This window comes from Microvirga sp. P5_D2 (genome assembly GCF_054049475.1).
The window spans coordinates 1-21,754 of sequence record NZ_JBFUMH010000028.1; the positions used below are offsets into that span (position 1 = coordinate 1).

Sequence of the window (21,754 nt, forward strand, 5' to 3'; positions counted from 1 at the left end):
TTGCGGGATGGCGCATGGTGTAGACCGCTGGTCTCGCGCCGAACGATGCGCCGCTTAAAAAAGCATTGGATTGGTCCTGAAAGTGGACTCCACTTTTGGGTCCGGTGCCCTTGCTCTCCTTTTGCCCCAAGAGCATAATCCGGCCCCTTTCGCGCGGTTCCTCGGGACCGGGCATTCTGGATAGCTGCTCAATGACCGAACTGGCCGAACTGGAAATGCAACTGGCCCGCCTCAAGCAGGAGCATCGCGATCTCGACATGGCAATCGATGCCCTCGAGAGCCTGATCACAGGCGACCAGCTACAAGTCCAGCGCCTGAAGAAGCGCAAGCTTGTCCTGAAAGATCAGATCATCCGTCTCGAAGACCAGCTGACTCCCGACATCATCGCCTGATTTCTCTGGAGCGTTCGAGGCAAAGCTTGCCTGTAAAGCTTGCCTGTCTTGGGCTGCTTCGTTATGTCCGCCTCATACCATCGAAGGCGTAAAGAGCCGGAGCACATCATGGCGCAAGCCCCCGTTGCCATCATCATGGGCAGTCAGTCGGACTGGGCCACCATGCGCCACGCCGCCGAGACCCTCAAGGCGCTCGGGATCGCCTTTGACGCCCGCATCGTCTCCGCCCATCGCACCCCTGACCGCCTCGTGGCCTTCGCCAAGGGTGCCAAGGCTCAAGGATTTCAGGTGATCATCGCAGGCGCGGGCGGTGCCGCCCATCTGCCAGGCATGGCCGCCTCCATGACCCCCCTCCCCGTTTTTGGCGTGCCGGTGGAATCGAAGGCTCTGTCCGGCCAGGACAGCCTGCTCTCCATCGTGCAGATGCCCGCCGGCATTCCGGTGGGGACGCTCGCCATCGGCCGGGCCGGAGCCGTGAACGCGGCCCTGCTCTCGGCCGCAGTCCTCGCTCTCCATGATCCCGCCCTGGCCCAGCGCCTCGATGCCTGGCGCCAGCGCCAGAGCGACAGCGTGGCCGAACGCCCCTCCGACGAAGGCTGAACCGATGATCCGTCCCGGCTGCACCATCGGTATTCTCGGCGGCGGACAGCTGGGCCGCATGATGGCCATGGCGGCCGCGGAACTCGGCCTGCGGGTGCATGTCTACGCCCCGGAGGAGAACAGCCCCGCCTTCGACGTGGCCGCCCACGTAACCATCGCCGCCTATGAGGACGAGGCGGAGCTGGTGCGCTTCGCCAAATCCGTGGACGTGGTGACTTATGAATTCGAGAACGTGCCGAGCGAAACCGCCGCCACGTTGAGCGCCCACACCCTGCTCGCCCCCAATGCGCAGGCACTCGCGGTCTCCCAGGACCGTTTCCTGGAAAAGAGCTTCATCTCGGGCCTCGGCATTCCGGTGGCGCCCTTCGCCGCCTTTTCCGACGAGGCCGAGTTGAAGGCCGCCCTGGAGCGCATCGGCGCCCCCGCCGTGCTCAAGACTCGCCGCTTTGGCTATGACGGCAAGGGTCAGGTCATGATCCGGTCCGGGACCGATCCTATTGATGCCTGGGACGAGATCGGCCGCGCGCCGTCGATTCTGGAGGGCTTCGTGCCCTTCGAGCGGGAGGTCTCCGTGGTAGCCGCCCGCACCGCCTCCGGCGCCTTCGCCGCTTATGATCTGTGCGCCAACGAACACAGCCACCACATTCTCGACGTCACGCGGGTTCCGGCCGGCGTTTCCTACAAGACCGAGGCCGAGGCCTTCGCTATTGCGAAATCCATCGCGGATGCCCTGGATTACGTGGGCGTGCTCGCGGTCGAACTATTCCTCGTCACCGAAGGCGGCGAGCGTCTGGTGGTGAACGAGATCGCCCCCCGGGTGCATAATTCCGGCCACTGGACCCTCGGTGGGGCGGTGACCTCGCAGTTCGAGCAGCATATCCGCGCCGTCTGCGGCTGGCCCCTGGGAGAGACCGCCCGGCTCGGTCGGGTGGAGATGAAGAACCTGATCGGGCACGATGTGGACGCCTGGGAGGGGATCCTCGCCGAGCCCGGCGCCCACCTGCATCTCTACGGCAAGGCCGAGGCCAGAGCGGGTCGCAAGATGGGGCATGTGACCCGGGTTTTTCCGGAAAAGGGCTGAACCTTTCCGGACCCGGCACGTTATTCCTCTCGCGTGGCGCTTTTGTCGGAAGCAACTCTGGACAGGCAAAGCTCCTTCTGATATCGACGCCAACCAGTATTGAGGTGCGCATGACGCGCCTCGTTTGCTTTTACCACAATCGAAACGGTTCAAAATTTACGAGGAATTCGGTGCAGGTTCTTGTCCGGGATAACAACGTCGATCAGGCACTCCGCGCTCTCAAGAAGAAGATGCAGCGTGAGGGTATCTTCCGCGAGATGAAGCTTCGCGGCCACTACGAGAAGCCCTCTGAGAAGAAGGCTCGCGAGAAGGCTGAGGCTGTTCGCCGCGCCCGCAAGCTGATCCGTAAGCGCATGCAGCGCGAAGGCCTCCTGCCTTCGAAGCCGCGCGTGGTGCCCGCGCCGCGCACGGGCGCACCCCGCTAAGATCTTCAAGCAGGCTCCGCGAGGGGCCAGCCCGTCGATTGTGAAACAGCGCCTTCTGCGTGAGCAGAGGCGCTGTTTGCATGTCTGGGCCTGGAATTATGGGGTTTCGGGCTCAACGGATTGATGCCGATCATGTTTTTCTGTTCGGCTCGCCTTTCTGTTGCCGTGTTTCACGGCTGTTAAGGTTTTTCCGTCAGTATGGTTACTCCAGTACGTTGAGTAAGAATTTGGAGACGAAGGTGCTCGCCCAATCCATTCGCCGTTTCGTGCCCGTGAGCCTAACCCTTGCCACCCTTAGCCTTGCCGCTTGCAGCACTACAGGTGGTGGCCCGACCCAACGGATCGCCGTGGTGGAAGAGGACACGCAGGGCACGAGCCAAGTGAACATCTCGTCCCTGTCCGACGTGATCTCGCGTAATCCGAACGATCCGAGTGCCTACAACACCCGTGGCGCGGCTTACGCCCGCGTGGGCCGCTACAGCGACGCGACCGCCGATTTCACCAAGGCGATCCAGCTCGATCCCAATTACGCCCCGGCCTATACGAACCGCGCCCTGGCCCTGCGCCAGACGAATCGGAACGATCAGGCCCTCGCGGATTTCAGCCGCGCGATCCAGGCCGACCCCAATTACGGCCCCGCCTATATCGGCCGCGCCAACCTGCTGCGCGCCCAGAACAACTTCCAGGACGCTCTGAACGATCTGAACATGGCGACCCGCCTGCTGCCCGAATCGGCCGAGGCACTGCACTCGCGCGGCCTGCTCTATCAGCGCCAGAACATGCACCCGCAGGCGATCCTCGACTTCGACGCCACCATCGACCGCAACCCCTTCGTGGGCGCGCCCTACGCCGCCCGCGGCCAGAGCTATGTGGCGACGAACCAGTACGACAAGGCCATCGAGGACTTCAACGCGGCGCTCAACGTCGACAACAAGGACGCCAATTCCTGGGCCTGGCGCGGCGTGGCGATGGAACGCAAGGGCGACCGCCAGGGTGCCGTCGAGAGCTATTCCCGCGCTCTCGCCCTCGACAGCTCGAACACTGTCGCCCGCCAGGGCAACTCGCGCCTCCAGGGCGGTGTGGCAGGCCTGTTCCGCTGATTGGCAGCAATAACTCGATTGACTTTCAAAGCCGGCGCCATGCGCCGGCTTTATAGCTCCTTCGCTTTATAGCTCCTTCGTAAGAATCGTCACGTAAGGCTGGAAGCCGAACTGGCGGTAGGTGCGCTCGGCGCGCTCGTTGGCGACCAGGGCCCCGATGACGAGGCGCTTCAGGCCCGCCTCGCGGGTCAGGCGCTCGGCCTCCACGAGAAGCGTCTGGCCGATCCCCTGCCCTCGCCATTCCTCATCGACGATCAGATCCGTCACCGTGCCGTGCTGGCGTACATTGTCGGTCACGTAAGCCGCGTCCTGATCCAGCGAGAAGCCCATGGCGGCCACGACGACGCTGCCGGACTCAGCCAAGACGATGCGGCCGTTACGCCGGGACAGGCGGGTCATCAGATCATCGTAATAAGCATTGGCCGCGCCATAATCCCGACGCCGGTCGCCGGTCAGCTCCGCCTCGAACACGTTGAGGCGATGGATCAGCTCGACAACCGTATTGCGGTCGCGCGGCAGGGCGGCGCGTAGGGTGATGGAGGACATGGAAGACGGTCCGGAACATAAGTGTGATCCGTTAAACCAGTTTTTGCCGACTTCGTCATGCGTGAAACGATGGGCCAGTGATGACGGGTAGTGCTCGGATTGCCCCAAACGACAATGCCCGGCACTAAGGCCGGGCATCGCTCATTCGCAATAGCAACAACCGTCAGATGCTCTTCAGGATCGCGTCGACGACCTTCTTCGCGTCGCCGAAGAGCATCATCGTGTTGTCGCGAAAGAACAGCTCGTTCTCGACGCCCGCATAGCCGGAGCCCATGCCCCGCTTGATGAAGAGCACGGTCTTGGCGCGCTCCACGTCGAGGATCGGCATGCCGAAGATCGGCGAGGCGGGATCCGTCTTCGCGGCCGGGTTCGTGACGTCGTTGGCGCCGATCACGAAGGCCACGTCGGCCTGGGCGAATTCGCTGTTGATGTCCTCGAGCTCGAACACCTCGTCGTAAGGCACATTGGCTTCTGCGAGCAGCACGTTCATGTGGCCGGGCATGCGGCCCGCCACCGGGTGAATGGCGTACTTCACTTCCACGCCTTCCGCCTTCAGCTCGTCCGCCATTTCACGAAGCGCATGCTGCGCCTGGGCGACCGCCATGCCGTAGCCCGGCACGATGATGACCTTGGCGGCGTTCTTCATGATGTAGGCGGCGTCATCCGCCGAGCCCTGCTTGACGGGACGCGTCTCGACCGCACCGCCGCCCGCCGCAGCGGTCTCGCCGCCGAAGCCGCCGAGGATGACGGAGATGAAGCTGCGATTCATGCCCTTGCACATGATGTAGGACAGGATCGCACCCGAAGAGCCCACTAGCGCGCCGGTGATGATGAGCGCGAGGTTGCCCAGGGTGAAGCCGATGCCGGCGGCGGCCCAGCCGGAATAGGAGTTCAGCATCGACACCACGACGGGCATGTCCGCGCCGCCGATGGGGATGATGAGCGTCACGCCGAGCACGAAGGACACCAGCACGATGAGCCAGAAGACCATGTGGCTCTCGGTGCGGATGAAGGTGACGAGCAGCACCACCAGCAGAAGCCCAAGCGCGATGTTGAGGAGGTGACGGCTCGGCAGCATGATCGGCTTGCCGGACATGCGCCCGTCGAGCTTCAGGAACGCGATGATCGAACCCGTGAAGGTGATGGCGCCGATGGCGACACCGAGCGCCATTTCGAACAGCGAGCCGCCATGGATCGTGCCCGGTGCGCCGATGCCGAAGGCCTGCGGCGCATAGAGCGCGCCTGCCGCCACGAGAACCGCCGCGAGACCGACCAGCGAGTGGAAGGCCGCGACCAGCTGCGGCATGGCCGTCATGGGCACGCGCTTGGCGATGACCGCGCCGATGACGCCGCCGATCACAATGCCCCAGAAGGCCAGGAACCAGCCGCTGAAACCGTTGGGCGGTGACACGAACAGGGTCGTGACGATGGCGATGCCCATGCCCACCATGCCGTACAGGTTGCCCTGCCGGGAGGTGGTGGGATGCGAGAGGCCGCGCAGCGCCAGGATGAACAGGACGCCGGAGACGAGATAAAGGAGCGAGGCTAGATTTGCCGACATGGCCTCAACCCTTCTTCCGGTACATGGCGAGCATGCGCTGGGTCACCAGGAAGCCGCCGAAAATGTTGATGCTGGCAAGGATGAGGCCGATGAAGCCAAGCGCCCGCGCCCAGATGGGCCCGTCGCCGAAGCTATCGGCCACATTGACGCCGACCGCCAGGAGCGCACCGACCACGATCACCGAGGAGATGGCGTTCGTCACCGACATGAGCGGCGTATGCAGCGCCGGGGTCACCTGCCAGACCACGTAGTAGCCGACGAAGATCGCCAGCACGAAGATGGCGAGGCGAAAGACCGTGGGGTCCACCGCGCCGTGGGTGACGGTGGAAACGGCAGCGCCGGCGGCAGCTGCCACCTGATCGGCCAGGGCCTGCGCCGTATCGGCCGCGCTCTGGGCCGCCGCGGCTGCCGCGCGGGCCTGCTCGACGGCCTGTTCGGGCGTGAGTGTCGCCATGATGTCCCCCTGAAATTAAGCGGTCGGCTGGAATGCGGTGTGGACGATCGCGCCGTCCCGGGTCAGGCAGGTCGCCTTCACCAGCTCGTCGTCCCATTTCACGGAAAGCGTCTTGCTCTCCTTGTCGATCAGCGTCTCGACGAAGGCATAGAGGTTCTTCGCGTAGAGGCTCGATGCGGTCGCCGCGAGACGGCCGGGCACGTTGAGATGGCCGATGATCTTCACGCCGTTATGGTTCGCGATCTTGCCAGGCTTGGAGACCTCGCAATTGCCGCCGCGCTCGACCGCCAGATCGACGATCACGGAGCCGGGCTTCATGGTTTCCACCATGGCCTTCGTCACGAGCTTCGGCGCGGGGCGACCGGGAATGAGCGCCGTGGTGATGACGATGTCCTGCTTGGCGATGTGGGAGGCCACGAGGTCAGCCTGCTTGGCCTTGTACTCCGCCGACATTTCCTTGGCGTAGCCGCCGGCGGTCTCCGCCTGCTTGAACTCCTCGTCCTCGACGGCGACGAACTTGGCGCCCAGACTTTCCACCTGCTCCTTGGCGGCGGGGCGCACGTCGGTGGCGGTCACGATCGCGCCGAGGCGGCGGGCCGTGGCGACGGCCTGAAGGCCTGCCACGCCCGCACCCATGACGAAGACGCGGGCCGCCGGCACGGTGCCGGCCGCCGTCATCATCATCGGCATGGCACGGCCATATTCGGCGGTGGCGTCCACGACGGCGCGGTAGCCGGCGAGGTTGGCCTGGGAAGAGAGAACGTCCATGACCTGAGCACGGGTGATGCGGGGCATCAGCTCCATGGAGAAGGCCGCGACCTGCGCGTCGGCCAGCGCCTTCAGCGCCGCATCCTGGCCGTAGGGGTCCAGGATGCCGATGACGAGCGCGCCGGGCTTCACGCCTTCGAGCTCGCCCTGGCCGGGGCGGCGGACCTTGAGGACGATGTCCGCATCCTTGAGGGCATCAGTCGCATTGGCTGCAATAGACGCTCCGGCGGCTTCGAATTCCGCATCGGGGATGCCGGCCTTCGCGCCCGCGCCGGCCTGGACAGTCACATCGGCGCCGAGACCTTTGTATTTCTTGATCGTCTCGGGCGTGGCGGCGACACGTGTCTCCACTGCATCGGTTTCGGATAAAACGACAATCCGCATGCTTCCCCCTGCGAACGATTACTGAAGATAAACAAAAAGCCCTGAAACAGGGCTTTTCGAGTTCGATGAAAATTAGAAGAAGACCAGCGCCAGCAACAGCAGAACGCCAACCGCCGCCGGGGCCCTGACCCCGATGGAGGGCGCCACGGCCCCCACGCCGCCCGCGACCAGCGAGAGGATGACCCCAAAGATCGCCGTTAGCCAAGCATGCTTGATGCCGCCGACCGCCAGCGCGAGGACGTGGCAGGCAACGACAGCGGCGCCGATCTCGGCAAACCGCACGAATCCGGTATAGGTCACCTCATGGGTGGGGCCGTCCATATCCGGACTGTAACCCCCATGCGGCGCATGTTTTGTATCGGCCATGATTCACGCCTTGTAGCTTCGGTTGTTAATTGCTGCGTTTAACGCATGCGGTGAGGCGCCGCAATCTTTCGCGACGCTTCCTTGGAAACTTTATGAACGCGGCAAAGCGTTATTTTATCCCAAGAAACTCGCGCCATTGAGGCAGGCAGACGGTTTTGTAATCGTATTTTTCCACGGCGATCTGGCGCCCCACGCGGGCCATTTCCGCCGACTTTTCCGTCTCCGCCAAGGTTTCTCGCACTCGCTCGGCCAGGGCCTTCTCGTCGAAGAACGGGAACAGGCGGCCGTTCACCCCATCCGTGATGATCTCCCGAACCGGGGCCGTATCCGAGGCGACGATCCGGCATTCGAGCGCCATGGATTCGATGGAGGACCAGGACAGGACGAAAGGATAGGTCATGTAGATATGGGCCGAGGAGACCTGCAGCACCTTGACGAAATGGTCATAGGGCAGATTGCCGACGAAATGGACCCGCGACCAGTCGACAGGGCGCTCGATCTTGGAGCGGAACACGTCGAGCCAAGCCTGCCCCTCGGGCGCGGAACCCGAATAGCTGGTGCCCTTGCCGCCAATGATGACCACCTGCAAATCCGGGTTGATGTCGAGGAGGTAAGGCAGGCTGCGCAGAACGATATGCGCCCCGCGCATCGGCTCGATGTTGCGGGTCACATAGGTGACCACCGGCTTATCACGGGTCAACTTGACCGAATTCTCACCGAATTGGAGCTTGATGCCCGGGTTCGGCTGGAGAAGATCCGTGTCGATGCCGTCGTGGATGATCTTGATCTGGTCCCGCAGATAGGCAGGGAACGTATCGCGCTGGTACTGGGTGGGGGCCACCGCCGCGTCGGCGGCATCGAGAGCACCCAGCTGCATGGAAKTCTTGAGACGAAGCCGCCAGATCACCTCTTCATTGGCGACCGGGAATTCCGGATCGAAATCAAGATCCTGACCCTTGGCCGCGTAATAATATTCGAAATAGGCCACATGCTTGGCCTTGGGCCATATATCCTTGAGGAACAGGTTCTCGCCCCAGCCCGTGTTGACGAGCACCACATCCGGCTCGAAGCCTTGTTTGGCGAGTTCCCGCGCCTTGTGGGCAACGCCATAGGCGCGGCGCAGGCGGGGGATGACCGGGGAATAGCGGTTCTCCCATCTGGGGTCGTCCGGCCCGGGAACGGCATTGTAGGAATAATACTTTACGCCGGGGATCGGGGATTCGCGCAGCATTCCCAGACCGACCACCTCATGGCCCTCTGCCACGAATGTCTTTGACAGACGCAAAAACTGGCCAGGAAAGTTCTGGTGAACGAAAGCGATCTTCATTTGGCTGCCCCTTAACGTATCGTAAGCCTGTAAAGCTTCACGACCGGAAATGCAACCTCATTACATGGGGGAAGGTAAACCGGAGGCTACCAGCGCTTCCTGCTGCCGCTGAGCCAGGGCATCGAGGGAGAAGCGGTCGATCTCGGCCTCGAAAAGCTGGTGATAGTTCAGCTCGGCCTTCAGGTGCAGGAACACCGCGCCGAGGCCCACCGCCGCCCGGTCCATGAACACGAATTCGCGCGGCACCGTAACCGGCCCCTTTTCTTTCAACGCCTTGTGAACCTCGAAGGCCTGCCGGCGTCCATATTCGCCGGGCTTCACTCCATCGGCGACGGTGCGCACCCGGTCATCGAGGAGCGGGGCGTAGATGAAGCGGGCCCAGATGTTGAGGATGTCGATCAGCTCGTTCGAAAGCTTCTTGAAGCCCCAGGTCTCGTAGGCATGGACGATGCGGGCGCGGTCATCGGTCTGCAAGCCGCGATAGAGATCGACCACGCCGCCGACGAAGCGCGGGTGGAAGATGCGGACGCAGCCGTAATCGAGCAGGTTGATACCCCTCGCCTCCCCGCCCTCGGAGAAGACCGTGTAGTTGCCCAGATGCGGATCGCCATGGATCACCGCCGCATGGCTGAAGGGATGCCACCAGGCCTTGAACATGGCTATGGCGAGACGGTTTCGGATTTCCACCGGGCTCTCGGTGAATTGCAAAATCTTCTCGCCCTCGAGCCATTGCAGCGACAACAGTCGCTTGGTGGACAATTCCAGGTGCACATTCGGCACGCGCACCTCGTCCACATCGCTCAAAGCCCGCATATAGAGCGCGGCGTGCTTGGCCTCGCGCTCGTAATCGAGCTCCTCGCGCACGCGCTCGCCGATCTCCTTGGAGATTTCGCGGGTGTCGATGGCGGGGTCCATGCGGCGGTGGAGGGCGAAAACGAATTCCAGCTGCTTGAGATCCGCCTCCACGGCGGATTGCATATCGGGATATTGAAGCTTGCAGGCCAGTTTCTCGCCGTCCTTGGTCGTGGCGCGATGCACCTGGCCCAACGAGGCTGCGGCGGAGGGATTAAGATCGAACGAGCCGAACCGGCTCTGCCATTGCGGCCCGAGTTCCGCCTGCATGCGCCGCTTCACGAAAGCCGCGCCCATGGGCGGCGCTTCGCTCTGCAGCTTCTGCAGTTCGGATGCGTATTCCGGCGGAATGAGATCGGGAATGGTGGCGAGCAACTGCGCCACCTTCATGATCGGTCCCTTCAGGCCGCCGAGCGCCTGCGCAAGCACAGCCGCATTGGAGGCATCCGCCCCTTCTCGCCCGAACAGGCGCGAGCCCGCCATGCGCGCGGCCACACCGCCCATATTGGCGCCCACGCGGGCATAACGGGTAGCTCGCGCGGAGAAGCGGTTCGCTTCGCGGTCGGAATCGGCCATGGTGTGGGATCTCTTGCTCTGAACCGGAGAGCTTAAGATATGGCGTGACGCGCCAAACACCAGATCAGGTCGTCAACGGGTCGCGGCTGCGAACAACGTCATGGGCTCGCTCAGGCCCTTGAGGGTGAAGACGCCCCTCTCCTCCAATATGAGATCCGACCCGGCAACGAGATCTCGCACGGTCCTCGACACCAGGACCTGGCGTGGATTGGCGAGGGCGGCGATGCGCGATGCGGTGTGGACGGCGATCCCGCCGATATCGTCTCCCTTCATCTCGATCTCGCCCGTATGGACCCCGCAGCGCACCTCCAGTCCCAGCGCCTTCAGTGCCTCCATGAGAGCATTGGCACATCGAACGGCCCGCGCGGGGCCATCGAAGGTCGCCAGGAATCCGTCTCCGAGCACCTTGATCACCCGCCCCCGGAAGCGGTCGATCTCCCCGCGCACGATCCGGTCATGCCGGTCGAGGAGCGCGCGCCAGCCGCGATCGCCCAGTTCCTCGGCATGACGAGTCGAATCCACGATATCCGTGAAGAGAACCGTTGCGAGCACGCGGTCGGGCTCGTCCTCGCCATGCGTACCGGTGAGGAATTCCTCGATCTCGTCGGCGATCGGGCTCGCATCATGGGCCCACAGGAGATGATCGATGCCGGGAAACTCGACATATTTTGCGCCGGGGATATGGGCCGCGAGATAGCGGCCGCCCTCCACATCGACCCGCGTGTCGCCGGAGCGATGCAGGACAAGGGTGGGAACGCGGATCGCGGGAAGGATGTGGCGCACATCGATCTCGCTGTTCATGCGCATGAGCGCGATGACCGCCGACGGGCTCGCGCCCAGGCGCTCGAAGCGGGCCCACCATTGACGGAAGCGCTCGTCGTTGATCTTCGTCGGCGCGAAGGCATTGAGGCTCTCGCCCTGTCCCCAGGACCGGTCGATCTTCTCCAGAAATCCCTCGAAGCGTTTGGGCGGCAGAACCCAGGTGTGGAAATCGGCATAGGTGCCGTACAGGATCAGCGCCTGGGTCCGTTCCGGATAGGTCGCCGCGAAGAGCATGCTCATGGCGCCTCCTTCGGAAATTCCGAAGAGCGCAGCCCTCTTGCTGTCCACCGCATCCATGACTGCGCGCACGTCGTCCATGCGCTCCTCCAGCGAGGGCAGGCTGCCGACACGGTCGGAGAGCCCGGTGCCGCGCTTGTCGAACAGGATGAGGCGGCTGAACGAGCTTAAGCGGGACAGGAAATGAGCCATGTTCGGCTCATCCCAGTAATGGTCGAGGTTGGAGATGAAGCCCGGCACGAAGACGAGATCGACGGAGCCGCGGCCGACCACCTGATAGGCGATCCGCAGATCGCCGCTTTTGGCATAGCGGGTGTCTATGGGCATGACAGGACCTGCGGCTCCGGCAGCGCGGAAATGCTCGGCCCGATGGCCGCTCCTGTCAATGGAGGGACATGGTCCGTCCCGCCTGAACGCCGAGAGCAGCCGCTTAAGCGGACGCCTTCTCCATATCCTCGAGCTCGCCGATCAGCCGCTCGATCATCGACAGGCCGATCTGCCAGAAGGACGGATCGCGGGCATCGAGGCCGAAGGGCGCGAGAAGCTCGCCATAGGGCTTGGAGCCGCCCGCCGAGAGCAGCGCGAAATAGCGATCCACGAAGCCCTCGTTGGCGGTCTCGTACTTGCCGTAGAGCGAGTTCACGAGGCAATCGCCGAAGGCATAGGCGTAAACGTAGAAGGGCGAGTGGATGAAGTGCGGAATGTAGGTCCAGAAGGTCTCGTAGCCCGGGCCCAGGCGGATCGACGGACCAAGGCTCTCGTCCTGCACGGACATCCAGAGTTCGCACAGTTTGTCGGCGGTCAGTTCGCCGTTGCGGCGCTCCAGATGAACTTTCCGCTCGAAGGAATAGAACGCGATCTGGCGCACCACCGTGTTGATCATGTCCTCGACCTTGGCCGCCAACATCGCCTTGCGCTGCACGGGATTCGTGGTCTGGTCGAGGAGGCGGCGGAAGGTGAGCATCTCGCCGAACACGCTGGCCGTCTCAGCCAATGTCAGCGGCGTCGGCGCCATGAGCGCGCCGTTGGGTGCGGCGAGAACCTGATGCACGCCGTGGCCGAGTTCGTGCGCGAGCGTCATCACATCGCGCGGCTTGCCCTGGTAGTTGAGCAGCACATAAGGATGCGCTGATGGCACGGTCGGATGCGCGAAGGCGCCGGGCGCCTTGCCGGGACGCGTGGGCGCGTCGATCCAGTTCTCATCGAAGAAGCGCTGCGCGATATCGGCCATGCGCGGCGAGAAAGCGGAATAGGCGGAGAGCACCGTGTCGCGCGCCTCGTTCCAGGGAATCGAGCGCTGCTCCACTTTCGGCAGCGGCGCATTGCGGTCCCAATGGTCGAGCTTGTCCTTGCCGAACCACTTGGCCTTCAGTGCATAGTAGCGGTGCGACAGGCGCGGGTAGGCCTCGCGCACGGCGGAGACCAGCGCTTCCACGACCTCGCGCTCGACACGGTTGGCGAGATGGCGGGAATCCGCCACGTCCTCGAAGCCGCGCCAGCGGTCGGAGATTTCCTTGTCCTTGGAGAGCGTGTTGGTGACGAGCGTGAAGGTGCGCAGGTTTTCCCGAAAGGTTTTCGCCAATGCGTCGGAAGCGTCCTTACGGACGTGCTCGTCCGTGTCCTGCAGCTTGTTGAGGGTCGGTTCGATCGCCAGTTCCTCGCCACGCACGTTGAAGCGCAGGGATGCGATGGTCTCGTCGAACAGGCGGTTCCAGGCGGAGCGCCCGGTCACCGACTTCTCGTGGAAAAGCTGTTCGATCTTGTCATCGAGCTGATAGGGCTTGTCCTTGCGCAGATCCTCGACCCACGGCTTGTAATGGGACAGCGGCGCAACCGCCACCGCCTTGTCCAGCACCGCGTCGTCGATGCGGTTGAGCTCCAGCCCGAAGAACAGCAGCTCCGTGGAGGCGGCGGTCAGGCGCTCCTGGGTGTCGCCATAGAACTTGGCGCGGATCGGGTCGGTGGTGTCACCGGAATAGACGAGGCCCGCATAGGACATGATGCGGCCCAGGACATCCTCCAGCGCCTCGTAGCGCTTGATGACCTCGGTCAGGGCCTCGGGAGCCTTGTCGCCCCGCACCATGGCATCGAGCTTGCCGCGATAGGCCGCCGCGAAAGCCTTGCACTCCCCTTCCGCCCAGGCGAGATCGCGCTTGAAGGCATCGCTGTCCGTGCCCGGATAGAGATGGGACAGGTTCCATTCGGGAAGCATGCCGAGATCGACCTGAGCGGCGCCGGTAGTGGATGTCTGGTGCAAGGGAGAGGCTTTCTGAGATGGCAGGGTCTGGACCATGACCGGTAACGAGGTTCGGGACAAGGAATGCCACACATATTGGCTGCAAGAGGCTTCGGATCAACCGGGGCTCCCTTCTTTGGAGTGAAGGAAAGCTTTCCGCATTAACAGCCGGTTTACCCTTCTCGCCCAGCATCGCCGGACCGATTCTCTTTATCTTGCAGCCTGATGCCCCTTTCCAGCTTCTTCTCCGACGACATCCGCACCCTCCGGCAGGGCGCGGCTGGCTTCGTTGCGGGTTCCGAGCGGGAGAAGATGGCGCGGCTGGCGGATCGGGCCTCCCGCTCTCCCCTGCCTGTGCTGATCGAAAGCGAACCCGGCAGCGGCGCGAAGGCGCTGGCCAAAGCGATCCACGAGACCGGGGACCGCAAGGCCCGCACCTTTATCCGCTTTCAGGCGGAGGATGCGCTCGCCCGCGACGCTACGGAAGCAGGGCTCCTCAGGGCCATGAGGGAGGCCAATAGCGGCACGCTCTTCATCGAGACCATCGAGCGCTTGACCAGTGAGGCCCAGGACAAGCTCATGGATCTCCTGGGCCAGCATGACGCTCCGTCACGGGCCCCACGGCGTCTCGACGTGCGGATCATCGCTTCCGCCGGGTTCGACATCACTGATCGGGTGCGCGGGGGGCATTTCCGGGAAGACCTCTATTACCGCCTCCAGGCCCTGCCCATCGCGATCCGCCCCTTACGCGCCCAGCGCGAGGGCATCACGGAATGGGCGCGGCTCTTCGCGGAGCGCTTCGCAACGGATGAGGGCAAGCGGATCAGGGGATTGTCGGCGGATGCCTCCGCTCTTCTCTCCCGCTATGACTGGCCTGGCAATCTGCGTCAGCTGGAAAATGCCGTCTATCGCGCCGTGATCCTGGCTGAGAGCACCTCGCTGACGCCCGGAGAATTCCCGCAGATCGCGGCCCATGTGGAGGGTTTTCGCGTGGAAGTGCCTCCCGTGCCCATGGCGCGCATGCTGGCGCCGATCCGCCCGCCGGAGGCAGCTTCGCGCCCCGATCCGCACGCGCTGCCGCTCCTTCGCGAGGGCGGCGACATGCTCACTTTGGCGGAGCTCGAGGAGCGCGCGATCCGCTTCGCCCTCGTGCATTATCAAGGACATTTGTCCGCGATTTCACGTCATTTGGGAATCGGGCGCTCGACCCTTTACCGAAAATTGAAAGAACTTGGCTTAAGCGATGCAGCCGCCTGACGCCTTCGTGCGTTAAGCGTAGCAGAGGTGTGCCTGCACACCGGCGAAATTATTTGAGACCGGAGGGTCCCGCATCCTCCCCCCATTGCGATGAGGAGCACGGTCATGCGTGATTTGCGCAAGACGACGATCTGGCTGAGCCTGTTGGGATCCGCCTCACTTCTATCGTTCTCGGCAATGGCGGAAACCAGCACCAGCCTCTCGCCGGATGCGCCTGCTCCCATCGTTGCGGGAAGCCCCACTGAACCCTCGTTCCATGACGTCGCGATCCCGGTGACGGAGCCCGCGCCCGTCACCTTCGACACGGTCGAGACGAAACCTGCTCCCGTCATCGACGTCCCGATGCCCGATCCCGCGCCCGTGACGGCCCTGATGCAGCAGGACGTGCTGCGCATGGCCGTGGAAGGCCTGCTCGCGGATGACGGCGCGATGCGCCAGATGCGCCTGGGCAAGATTGAGCGCGAATCGCTCACCGCCTATTACGCGCAGGCCGAGAAGCCTCTCGCCTGGGTGCGGGACGGCGCCTGGACACCCGCCGCGCRGGCTGTCGCCGCGCGGTTGAAGGCTGCGGACGAGGATGGTCTCGTTCCCGCCGATTATCCCCTGCCCGATTTTAAAATGCGCAAGGATGCCGCACCTGCGCAATGGGCCGAGGCCGACCTGAAACTTTCCGCCTCAGTGGTTCGCTATGCTCGCGACGCGCGCGGTGGACGCATCGAGCCATCCCGCCTGTCGGCGCTTGTTACGCCCAAGCTTGAACTGCCCGAGGCTGGCGAGGTGCTGGCGAAGGTGAGCATCGCGAAAAACGCCGATGCGGCGCTCGGCGCCTACAATCCGCCGCATGAAGGCTACCGCGCCCTCAAAGAACGCCTCGCCAGATTGCGCGCCAACCATCCATCGCAGCCGAGCGTGCGCCTGCCGAAAGGGCCGATTCTGCGCGTAGGCATGAAGGACCCGCGCGTGCCGCTCATCCGCGCACGCTTCAACCTGACGAAGGACAGCAACGAGACCGTCTACGACGAGCGCGTGGCCTCCGCAGTCGCGGCCTTCCAGAAGGAGAAGGGGCTGCCGACGAACGGGGTTCTCAACGCGCAGACAGTGGCCGCTCTCTCCGGCCCCTCCGTCGTGGTGCGCGAGGCCGAGCTGATCGCGAATATGGAGCGCTGGCGCTGGCTTCCGCAGGATCTGGGCTCCCGCCACATCATGGTGAACGTGCCGGAATTCCGCCTGCAATTCATGGATCAGGGACGCACCGTTCACGAGACCCGCGTGATCGTGGGCAAGGAGCAGTCGCAGACGCCGATCTTCTCCGAGACCATGAAATATCTCGTTGTGAATCCGTCCTGGACGATCCCGCCGTCGATCATGAAGAAGGAGATCCTGCCCGGTCTTGCCCAGGACCCCTATTACGCGGCGCGCAAGGGCTACAAGGTCATCCGCCGGGGCAACACCATCTCCGTGCAGCAGCCGCCGGGCGAGCGCAATGCGCTGGGCTACGTGAAGTTCATGTTCCCCAACAACCACGCGGTCTATCTGCACGACACGCCGAACCGCAATCTCTTCTCGGCCTCCAAGCGCGCCTTGAGCCATGGCTGCGTGCGCGTCGACAAGCCCTTCGAGCTGGCGGACGAAATCTTCGCCAAGGACGGCAAGTGGAACGGGCAGAAGCTGCGCGGCCTCATCGGCAAGGGCGAGCGCTACGTTCACCTCTCCCAGCCGCTTCCCGTGCACCTGACCTACTTCACCCTCGCGGTCGACGAGAGAGGCGATCTGAAATCCTTCGCCGATCTCTACGGCCTCGACCGCAAGGTGCGCGCCGCCCTCAACCTCGCCAACTGAATTTTGCCCGAAAGCGGCCATCTGCGCCGCTTTTTCGCCTCTCACTTAACCGGAAGGTAACCGTCTTCGGCAAAGATCCTTTCACTATAAGGTTCTGCCGCGCCCGTAACGCGGTGCGTAGCGTACAAGACGAGTGTTACAGTGAGAGTATTGCGTTCGAACCGCCGCATGGGCCGCATCGGTGTCGGCCTCGTGGCTTTTCTCGCCATCATGGCTGGCGGCGTTCGCGGCACGCAGAATGCCGTTGCCAACGGCGACACGCGCACGCTGACCTTCTATCACAACAACACCAAAGAGACGCTGACCGTCACGTTCCGGCGAAACGGCCAGTACGATTCAGGCGCCCTCCAGCAGCTCAACTGGTTCCTGCGCGACTGGCGCCGGGCCGAGTCGACGCGCATGGATCCGCGCCTGTTCGACACGGTGTGGGAGGTCTATCGCGAGGTCGGATCGGACGCGCCGGTGCGCGTGAACTCGGCCTACCGTTCGCCCCAGACGAATTCCATGCTGCGCCGCCGCTCCAGCGCGGTCGCCAAGAACAGCCAGCACATGCAGGGCAAGGCCATGGACTTCTACCTGCCTGACGTGTCCGCCGACCGCCTGCGCGCCATCGGCATGCGGCTGCAGCGCGGCGGCGTGGGCTATTACCCCAACGCCTACACGCCCTTCGTCCATCTCGATGTGGGCAGCGTGCGTGCATGGCCGCGCATGACCCGTGACCAGCTCACCCGCATCTTCCCGGACGGCAGGACCGTGCACGTTCCGTCCGACGGCCGTCCCCTGCCCGGCTACGAGCTGGCGCGCGCGGACGTGCTGGCTGCCGGCGGCACGGTGGCAGGCTACTCGGCCTATGCGGATGCCGATGAAGCGATTGCCGCCCAACCACGCCGCAAGAGCTTCTGGGCGACTTTGTTTGGTCTTGACGACGACGCTGAGGAGGATGCGGAGGAAATCCGCACCGCATCGCGTCCGAGCCGCGCACTCATTGCCTCGCGCGGCAATGCCGGTGGCTATTACGCGGACGATTCCAACGCCTCACCTACGGCCGCCATGCAGCAATACGAGAACCGGAACGCGCCTGTCGCACGCCAGGCTCCGGTTGCCGTGGCGCAGGCGCGGCCTGAACCCGCTCCCGCGCCTGCCGTGGTGGCCGCCATGGCCCCGGCTCTTCGCGAGGAGCTTTCGGTGCCGCAGGCAGCCCCTCTCCCGCCAACCCGCATCAACGGCGCGCCTGGCACCGTCAATACGCCGACGGGCCCGACGCTCGCCTGGCAGCAGGGGCCTGAGGGCCAGGGTGCCAACGGCTCGGATCTCTCCATCGCTCAGGGCATGGCCTTCGCACCGATTCCGCCTCGCCGACCCGATGCGCCGGAGGAGCTGATCCCGACCACGGCGCTCGCCTATGCGCCGCTGCCGCCCGCCCGCCCCGATTCGCTCGCTGCGACGAACCCGATCCCGGTATTCGCCGAGCTGCGCGGCTCCACGGATTCGGGTGTCGGCCCGGTTCCCCTGCCGCCGCCACGGCCGGACCTCCGCCCGATCGCAGTGGCCTCCGCGGCGCCGATGGACATCCCGGTCACGGGCTCCACGCCAAGGGATATCAAGGCAAAGCCGGCGCCAATCGAACAGAGGCCATCCGCCCCGAAGAAGCCGTCGACGGCGCTGAGTGCCCTCATGACGGCAGAGCCCAGCCTGCATATGGGCTTCACGAACAAGCCCCTGGGAGACTTGGCGACGAACAAGTTCACAGGCCCAGCGGTAAAACCGCTGCCGGTGGTACGGTAAAACGAAAAGGCGGGGCACAGACCCCGCCTTTTTCATGTGGCCTGCCACTCATGGCTAGATTTGTACCGGTGATGCCATGGAAGGTTGTCATTCCCGGCCGAAGCGTAGCGGAGGGGAAGTGAATCCATTCACATGCGGCGCGCTTGATCGTGGATCCCCTTCCCTCTCCTGCGGCTCGCCCGGGATGACACTTCACCTCGTCGGGGTCGTTACCCCCTCCGCGCCGTCTCATCGTTTGCGAATACCGAAGAGTGATCGCCCGCCCAATCCTCGCGGCCTACAACTCTATGCAGGATTGGAGAAATCCATGGACGACGATGAAAGAGAAGAGGTGCTGGGTGAGCCCTCATCCTTGCCTTCGCCGGTGGACGACGATCTTTCGCGGGCGCTCGACTGGATCGGGCTGTCGGCTTCGCTCGGCATGATCGCGGCAGCCATCGCCCTGGCGGCATGATTCGCACGCAAAGAAAAAGGCCCGCAGCGCGAGGCAACGGGCCTTTTGAAAACATGTCCTAACGTCAGACGCCTCAGACCATCCCAAGAGCCTGCATGTAGAGTTCGAGGATCGCATCCTCTTCCTGGCGCTCGGCGTAGTCGCGCTTACGCAGGGACACGATCTTGCGGAGAACCTTGGTATCGAAGCCGTTGCCCTTGGCTTCGGCATAGACGTCCTTGATGTCGCCTGCGATGCCGGCCTTTTCCTCCTCGAGGCGCTCAATGCGCTCGATGAAGGCTTTCAGCTGGTCGGCTGCGACGGATTCGGTGTTGAAAGCTGCGTCATCCATGAATGAAGCCCCTGATTGATAATGGCGTTGGCGCCAGTGTTACGTCCCATTTGGTTGAAGCCGGTTTAATGCCTCGGCTTCGATTCTCCAAAATTCTTCAGTTGCGACGGAGTCGCCTCCGTTTGGTGGCGCTCCTTCCACTCCTCGTAGGGCATGCCGTAGACATGCTCGCGGCTCTCGTCCTTGGACATCGGGACGCCGCGCTCATCGGCAGCCTCCTTCAGCCAGTTGGACAGGCAGTTGCGGCAAAAGCCCGCGAGATTCATCAGGTCGATGTTCTGCACATCGCCCCGCTCGCGCAGATGCTCGACGAGCCTGCGGAAAGCGGCGGCTTCCAGTTCGGTCCGGGTCGCGGCATCCAAATCCTTCACGGGTCTTCTCCTCAGTGCTGGCGCAGGCGCTCCCGCGTGCGGGTTCCGAAAGCCGTGGGCACGCGCAGGTCCGATCGGGCAGCGAGAGGCTTGAGAAGCCTGGCGAAGCGCTCCGCCCATTCCTCCGCACCCTCGTCCGAGGCGATGAGATCCTGCCGGATCTCGATCAGCGCATTGGCGAGGCCCCGGATCGTGGCGTGACGGTCGATGGTGTCCCCGGCGAGCGCCCCATCATAGGGCTCGTTGTCGCCCACGACGAGTCCTTCCTCCGCCATCAGGCCGTCCAACAGAGGCTTGGCGAAGCGGTCATCCGCATCCCAGAGAATGCCCACATGCCAGGGTCGGGGCCAGCCGCGCCAGACCGGCGTATAGCTGTGAACCGTCACGATGACCGGCGGGTGGCCTGCTGCCATGGCCTTATGGATCGCATCCGCGATGGCGGCGTCGTAGGGATCGTAAAAGCGGGCGATTCGCCTCTGCACCTCGGCCTCGTCCACCTTGGCATTCCCCGGCACCACTGCGCCGTCGGACAACCGCATGACGAGCGTCGGATCGTCCCGCCCGCGATTCGGGTCGATGATGAGGCGGGAGAATTGGGTGAGGATCGCAGGCGCCCCCAGGCGCTTCGCAAGGGAGCGCGTCACCGCCGCCGCGCCGATATCGTAGGCGATGTGGCGCTGGAACTGGCTCTCGGGCAATCCGAGGTCTCCCAGATCCGGCGGCACCGCATTCGAGGCGTGATCGCACAAAAGCAGAATGCCGGATTCGACGGCCCCCTCGATGATCTCGACGGGGCAAGGATCCAAGGGGGTCTCGAGGGAGAGCTCGACGGCGCTCTCGAGCGCGAGGGAGGCGGACATGGCGGGATTTAAGAACTTGAGCTTGAGTGGAGTTGTAGGGTTGAAGTGAAGGCTTAACCTGCCCTACCAGACGTGACAACGCGACCAACCGCGCAACAATCCTGCGAAAGCCCTTATGTCCTCAACATCCACAACCGCACGCCTCGACACGGGCTTCGCTTCGGCCTTCACGGCCCTCTGCCTCGGCGCGGTCGCCATGGGCATCTCTCCGATTTTCGTGCGCTTTGCCCTGGCGGATGTCGGCCCCTTCGCCAGCGCCTTCTGGCGCGTGGCTTTGTGCCTTCCCGTTCTCTATGTCTGGATGCGGATTGAGGAAGCGAAAGCGCCCAAAGACAAACCGAAAGTGCGCTTCGCCAAGGCCAATGTGCTGGCGGGCCTCGTCTTCGCCGGCGATCTGTTCTTCTGGCATCTGTCGATTCGCGACACGACGGTCGCCAACGCCACCTTCTTCGCCACCACCGCACCGCTCTTCGTGGTGCTGATCACCTGGCTCGTCCTCAGAAAAAAGGTTTCCAGGGGCACGCTCATCGGCCTTGCATGCTGCCTTGCCGGCGGCGCGGCCCTGATCGGGGAAAGCCTTCAGATCGGCACCACCCGCATTCAGGGCGATCTCTACGGCATCGTCACGGCGGTCTTTTTCGGCCTCTATTTCCTGGCCGTCGAAAAGGCACGCGAAAACGCGGGTGCCGCCCGCGTCACATTCGAGGCCACCGTGGTGACGGCCGCGATCCTGTTCATCGTAGCCCTCGTGCTCGATCCACGGGTGATGCCGCATACCTGGCAGGGCATCGCGGCGCTCACCGCCATGTCCCTCATCAGCCATGCAGGCGGGCAAGGCCTTCTGGCGGTTGCCCTGGGGCGGCTGCCCGCCGTGTTCTCCTCCCTCGTAATCTTCCTGGAGGCAGTGGCCGCCGCGTTGTTCGGCTGGCTCATCCTGAATGAAGCGCTCTCCTTTGTGCAGACGCTCGGCGGCGCCTTGATTCTGCTCGGCATCTGGGCCGCCCGGCCCCGCTCCGATGCACCTGCGAAGGCGCACTGAATTCCCCCTCCAAACGAAGAGCAAAACTTCGTCAAAAGCCTTTAACGGTGCGGAAGAAGAGATTTTTAGCAGGCTAAATGTCGAAAACGCT

The 21,754-nt window shown here is 63.8% G+C and carries 22 protein-coding genes; 10 read left to right on the top strand and 12 right to left on the bottom strand.

All coding sequences use genetic code 11. From position 1 onward, the window contains the following. Window positions 1-191: 191 nt before the first annotated feature. The 5 genes from ACXJKO_RS10365 (at window position 192) to ACXJKO_RS10385 (ending at window position 3,598) form a co-directional block, all read left to right on the top strand. The gene (locus tag ACXJKO_RS10365; RefSeq protein ID WP_457091012.1) at window positions 192-392 is read left to right on the top strand and encodes a YdcH family protein; all 201 of its coding nucleotides are present in this window, start codon (window positions 192-194) and stop codon (window positions 390-392) included. A gap of 108 nt (window positions 393-500) precedes the next feature. Then, a complete protein-coding gene (gene purE, locus ACXJKO_RS10370) occupies window positions 501-992 on the top strand; it encodes a 5-(carboxyamino)imidazole ribonucleotide mutase (RefSeq protein ID WP_457091013.1) in 492 nt (163 codons plus the stop codon). 4 nt (window positions 993-996) lie between these two features. Beyond that, window positions 997-2,073, top strand: a complete 1,077-nt coding sequence (locus tag ACXJKO_RS10375; RefSeq protein ID WP_457091014.1) for a 5-(carboxyamino)imidazole ribonucleotide synthase — start codon at window positions 997-999, stop codon at window positions 2,071-2,073. Window positions 2,074-2,243: 170 nt separating this feature from the next. Next, the gene (gene rpsU, locus ACXJKO_RS10380; protein WP_441985031.1) at window positions 2,244-2,498 is read left to right on the top strand and encodes a 30S ribosomal protein S21; all 255 of its coding nucleotides are present in this window, start codon (window positions 2,244-2,246) and stop codon (window positions 2,496-2,498) included. 239 nt (window positions 2,499-2,737) lie between these two features. Then, the gene (locus tag ACXJKO_RS10385) at window positions 2,738-3,598 is read left to right on the top strand and encodes a tetratricopeptide repeat protein (protein ID WP_457091015.1); all 861 of its coding nucleotides are present in this window, start codon (window positions 2,738-2,740) and stop codon (window positions 3,596-3,598) included. 66 nt (window positions 3,599-3,664) lie between these two features. Here ACXJKO_RS10385 and ACXJKO_RS10390 read toward each other — a convergent pair whose 3' ends face one another. From ACXJKO_RS10390 to ACXJKO_RS10430, 9 genes are all read right to left on the bottom strand, one after another. Further along, window positions 3,665-4,144, bottom strand: coding sequence for an N-acetyltransferase family protein (locus ACXJKO_RS10390; protein WP_457091016.1), 480 nt, complete (start codon window positions 4,142-4,144; stop codon window positions 3,665-3,667). A gap of 163 nt (window positions 4,145-4,307) precedes the next feature. Continuing rightward, window positions 4,308-5,705, bottom strand: coding sequence for an NAD(P)(+) transhydrogenase (Re/Si-specific) subunit beta (locus tag ACXJKO_RS10395; protein ID WP_457091017.1), 1,398 nt, complete (start codon window positions 5,703-5,705; stop codon window positions 4,308-4,310). A 4-nt stretch (window positions 5,706-5,709) separates the two neighbouring features. After that, window positions 5,710-6,159, bottom strand: coding sequence for a proton-translocating transhydrogenase family protein (locus ACXJKO_RS10400; RefSeq protein ID WP_457091018.1), 450 nt, complete (start codon window positions 6,157-6,159; stop codon window positions 5,710-5,712). Window positions 6,160-6,174: 15 nt separating this feature from the next. Next, on the bottom strand, window positions 6,175-7,311 hold the full coding sequence (locus tag ACXJKO_RS10405; RefSeq protein ID WP_457091019.1) for a Re/Si-specific NAD(P)(+) transhydrogenase subunit alpha: 1,137 nt from the start codon (window positions 7,309-7,311) through the stop codon (window positions 6,175-6,177). Window positions 7,312-7,383: 72 nt separating this feature from the next. After that, entirely contained in the window at window positions 7,384-7,677 is a 294-nt protein-coding gene (locus ACXJKO_RS10410; protein WP_457091020.1) for an aa3-type cytochrome c oxidase subunit IV, read from the bottom strand. Window positions 7,678-7,786: 109 nt separating this feature from the next. After that, window positions 7,787-9,004: a glycosyltransferase gene (locus ACXJKO_RS10415; protein WP_457091021.1), complete on the bottom strand. Its 1,218-nt coding sequence runs from the start codon at window positions 9,002-9,004 to the stop codon at window positions 7,787-7,789. A gap of 60 nt (window positions 9,005-9,064) precedes the next feature. Further along, window positions 9,065-10,432, bottom strand: a complete 1,368-nt coding sequence (locus tag ACXJKO_RS10420; RefSeq protein WP_457091022.1) for an ABC1 kinase family protein — start codon at window positions 10,430-10,432, stop codon at window positions 9,065-9,067. A 72-nt stretch (window positions 10,433-10,504) separates the two neighbouring features. Continuing rightward, window positions 10,505-11,818, bottom strand: coding sequence for an adenylate/guanylate cyclase domain-containing protein (locus ACXJKO_RS10425; protein ID WP_457091023.1), 1,314 nt, complete (start codon window positions 11,816-11,818; stop codon window positions 10,505-10,507). Between the two features lie 103 nt (window positions 11,819-11,921). Beyond that, a complete protein-coding gene (locus tag ACXJKO_RS10430) occupies window positions 11,922-13,703 on the bottom strand; it encodes a M3 family oligoendopeptidase (RefSeq protein ID WP_457091045.1) in 1,782 nt (593 codons plus the stop codon). A 249-nt stretch (window positions 13,704-13,952) separates the two neighbouring features. Here ACXJKO_RS10430 and ACXJKO_RS10435 point away from each other — a divergent pair, with 249 nt between their 5' ends. The 4 genes from ACXJKO_RS10435 (at window position 13,953) to ACXJKO_RS10450 (ending at window position 19,062) form a co-directional block, all read left to right on the top strand. Continuing rightward, a complete protein-coding gene (locus tag ACXJKO_RS10435) occupies window positions 13,953-14,984 on the top strand; it encodes a sigma 54-interacting transcriptional regulator (RefSeq protein WP_457091024.1) in 1,032 nt (343 codons plus the stop codon). A gap of 105 nt (window positions 14,985-15,089) precedes the next feature. Next, a complete protein-coding gene (locus tag ACXJKO_RS10440; RefSeq protein ID WP_457091025.1) occupies window positions 15,090-16,823 on the top strand; it encodes a L,D-transpeptidase family protein in 1,734 nt (577 codons plus the stop codon). Window positions 16,824-16,964: 141 nt separating this feature from the next. Further along, the gene (locus tag ACXJKO_RS10445; protein WP_457091026.1) at window positions 16,965-18,608 is read left to right on the top strand and encodes a DUF882 domain-containing protein; all 1,644 of its coding nucleotides are present in this window, start codon (window positions 16,965-16,967) and stop codon (window positions 18,606-18,608) included. A gap of 307 nt (window positions 18,609-18,915) precedes the next feature. Then, window positions 18,916-19,062, top strand: coding sequence for a hypothetical protein (locus ACXJKO_RS10450; protein WP_457091027.1), 147 nt, complete (start codon window positions 18,916-18,918; stop codon window positions 19,060-19,062). Window positions 19,063-19,135: 73 nt separating this feature from the next. Here the strand turns inward: ACXJKO_RS10450 and ACXJKO_RS10455 are convergent, their stop codons facing one another. The 3 genes from ACXJKO_RS10455 to ACXJKO_RS10465 form a co-directional block, all read right to left on the bottom strand. Beyond that, on the bottom strand, window positions 19,136-19,393 hold the full coding sequence (locus tag ACXJKO_RS10455; protein WP_404289535.1) for a DUF2312 domain-containing protein: 258 nt from the start codon (window positions 19,391-19,393) through the stop codon (window positions 19,136-19,138). A 65-nt stretch (window positions 19,394-19,458) separates the two neighbouring features. Beyond that, window positions 19,459-19,755 (bottom strand): DUF1244 domain-containing protein, encoded by a 297-nt coding sequence (locus ACXJKO_RS10460; RefSeq protein WP_457091046.1) that lies wholly within the window; start codon window positions 19,753-19,755, stop codon window positions 19,459-19,461. Between the two features lie 20 nt (window positions 19,756-19,775). Then, a complete protein-coding gene (locus ACXJKO_RS10465) occupies window positions 19,776-20,624 on the bottom strand; it encodes an N-formylglutamate amidohydrolase (protein WP_457091028.1) in 849 nt (282 codons plus the stop codon). Window positions 20,625-20,739: 115 nt separating this feature from the next. On the opposite strand from ACXJKO_RS10465, the gene ACXJKO_RS10470 reads away from it, so the two are divergent. Further along, entirely contained in the window at window positions 20,740-21,663 is a 924-nt protein-coding gene (locus tag ACXJKO_RS10470) for a DMT family transporter (protein ID WP_457091029.1), read from the top strand. Window positions 21,664-21,754: the final 91 nt, after the last annotated feature.

What these genes read in the sequence shown, in the direction of transcription:
- purE (WP_457091013.1), top strand. Translation starts at nt 501, where the DNA reads ATGGCGCAAGCCCCCGTTGCCATCATCATGGGCAGTCAGTCGGACTGG.
- ACXJKO_RS10395 (WP_457091017.1), bottom strand. Translation starts at nt 5,705, where the DNA reads ATGTCGGCAAATCTAGCCTCGCTCCTTTATCTCGTCTCCGGCGTCCTG.
- ACXJKO_RS10450 (WP_457091027.1), top strand. Translation starts at nt 18,916, where the DNA reads ATGGACGACGATGAAAGAGAAGAGGTGCTGGGTGAGCCCTCATCCTTG.
- ACXJKO_RS10405 (WP_457091019.1), bottom strand. Translation starts at nt 7,311, where the DNA reads ATGCGGATTGTCGTTTTATCCGAAACCGATGCAGTGGAGACACGTGTC.
- ACXJKO_RS10430 (WP_457091045.1), bottom strand. Translation starts at nt 13,703, where the DNA reads ATGCTTCCCGAATGGAACCTGTCCCATCTCTATCCGGGCACGGACAGC.
- ACXJKO_RS10400 (WP_457091018.1), bottom strand. Translation starts at nt 6,159, where the DNA reads ATGGCGACACTCACGCCCGAACAGGCCGTCGAGCAGGCCCGCGCGGCA.
- ACXJKO_RS10390 (WP_457091016.1), bottom strand. Translation starts at nt 4,144, where the DNA reads ATGTCCTCCATCACCCTACGCGCCGCCCTGCCGCGCGACCGCAATACG.
- ACXJKO_RS10375 (WP_457091014.1), top strand. Translation starts at nt 997, where the DNA reads ATGATCCGTCCCGGCTGCACCATCGGTATTCTCGGCGGCGGACAGCTG.
- ACXJKO_RS10365 (WP_457091012.1), top strand. Translation starts at nt 192, where the DNA reads ATGACCGAACTGGCCGAACTGGAAATGCAACTGGCCCGCCTCAAGCAG.
- ACXJKO_RS10435 (WP_457091024.1), top strand. Translation starts at nt 13,953, where the DNA reads ATGCCCCTTTCCAGCTTCTTCTCCGACGACATCCGCACCCTCCGGCAG.
- ACXJKO_RS10425 (WP_457091023.1), bottom strand. Translation starts at nt 11,818, where the DNA reads ATGCCCATAGACACCCGCTATGCCAAAAGCGGCGATCTGCGGATCGCC.
- ACXJKO_RS10455 (WP_404289535.1), bottom strand. Translation starts at nt 19,393, where the DNA reads ATGGATGACGCAGCTTTCAACACCGAATCCGTCGCAGCCGACCAGCTG.
- ACXJKO_RS10465 (WP_457091028.1), bottom strand. Translation starts at nt 20,624, where the DNA reads ATGTCCGCCTCCCTCGCGCTCGAGAGCGCCGTCGAGCTCTCCCTCGAG.
- ACXJKO_RS10420 (WP_457091022.1), bottom strand. Translation starts at nt 10,432, where the DNA reads ATGGCCGATTCCGACCGCGAAGCGAACCGCTTCTCCGCGCGAGCTACC.
- ACXJKO_RS10410 (WP_457091020.1), bottom strand. Translation starts at nt 7,677, where the DNA reads ATGGCCGATACAAAACATGCGCCGCATGGGGGTTACAGTCCGGATATG.
- ACXJKO_RS10470 (WP_457091029.1), top strand. Translation starts at nt 20,740, where the DNA reads ATGTCCTCAACATCCACAACCGCACGCCTCGACACGGGCTTCGCTTCG.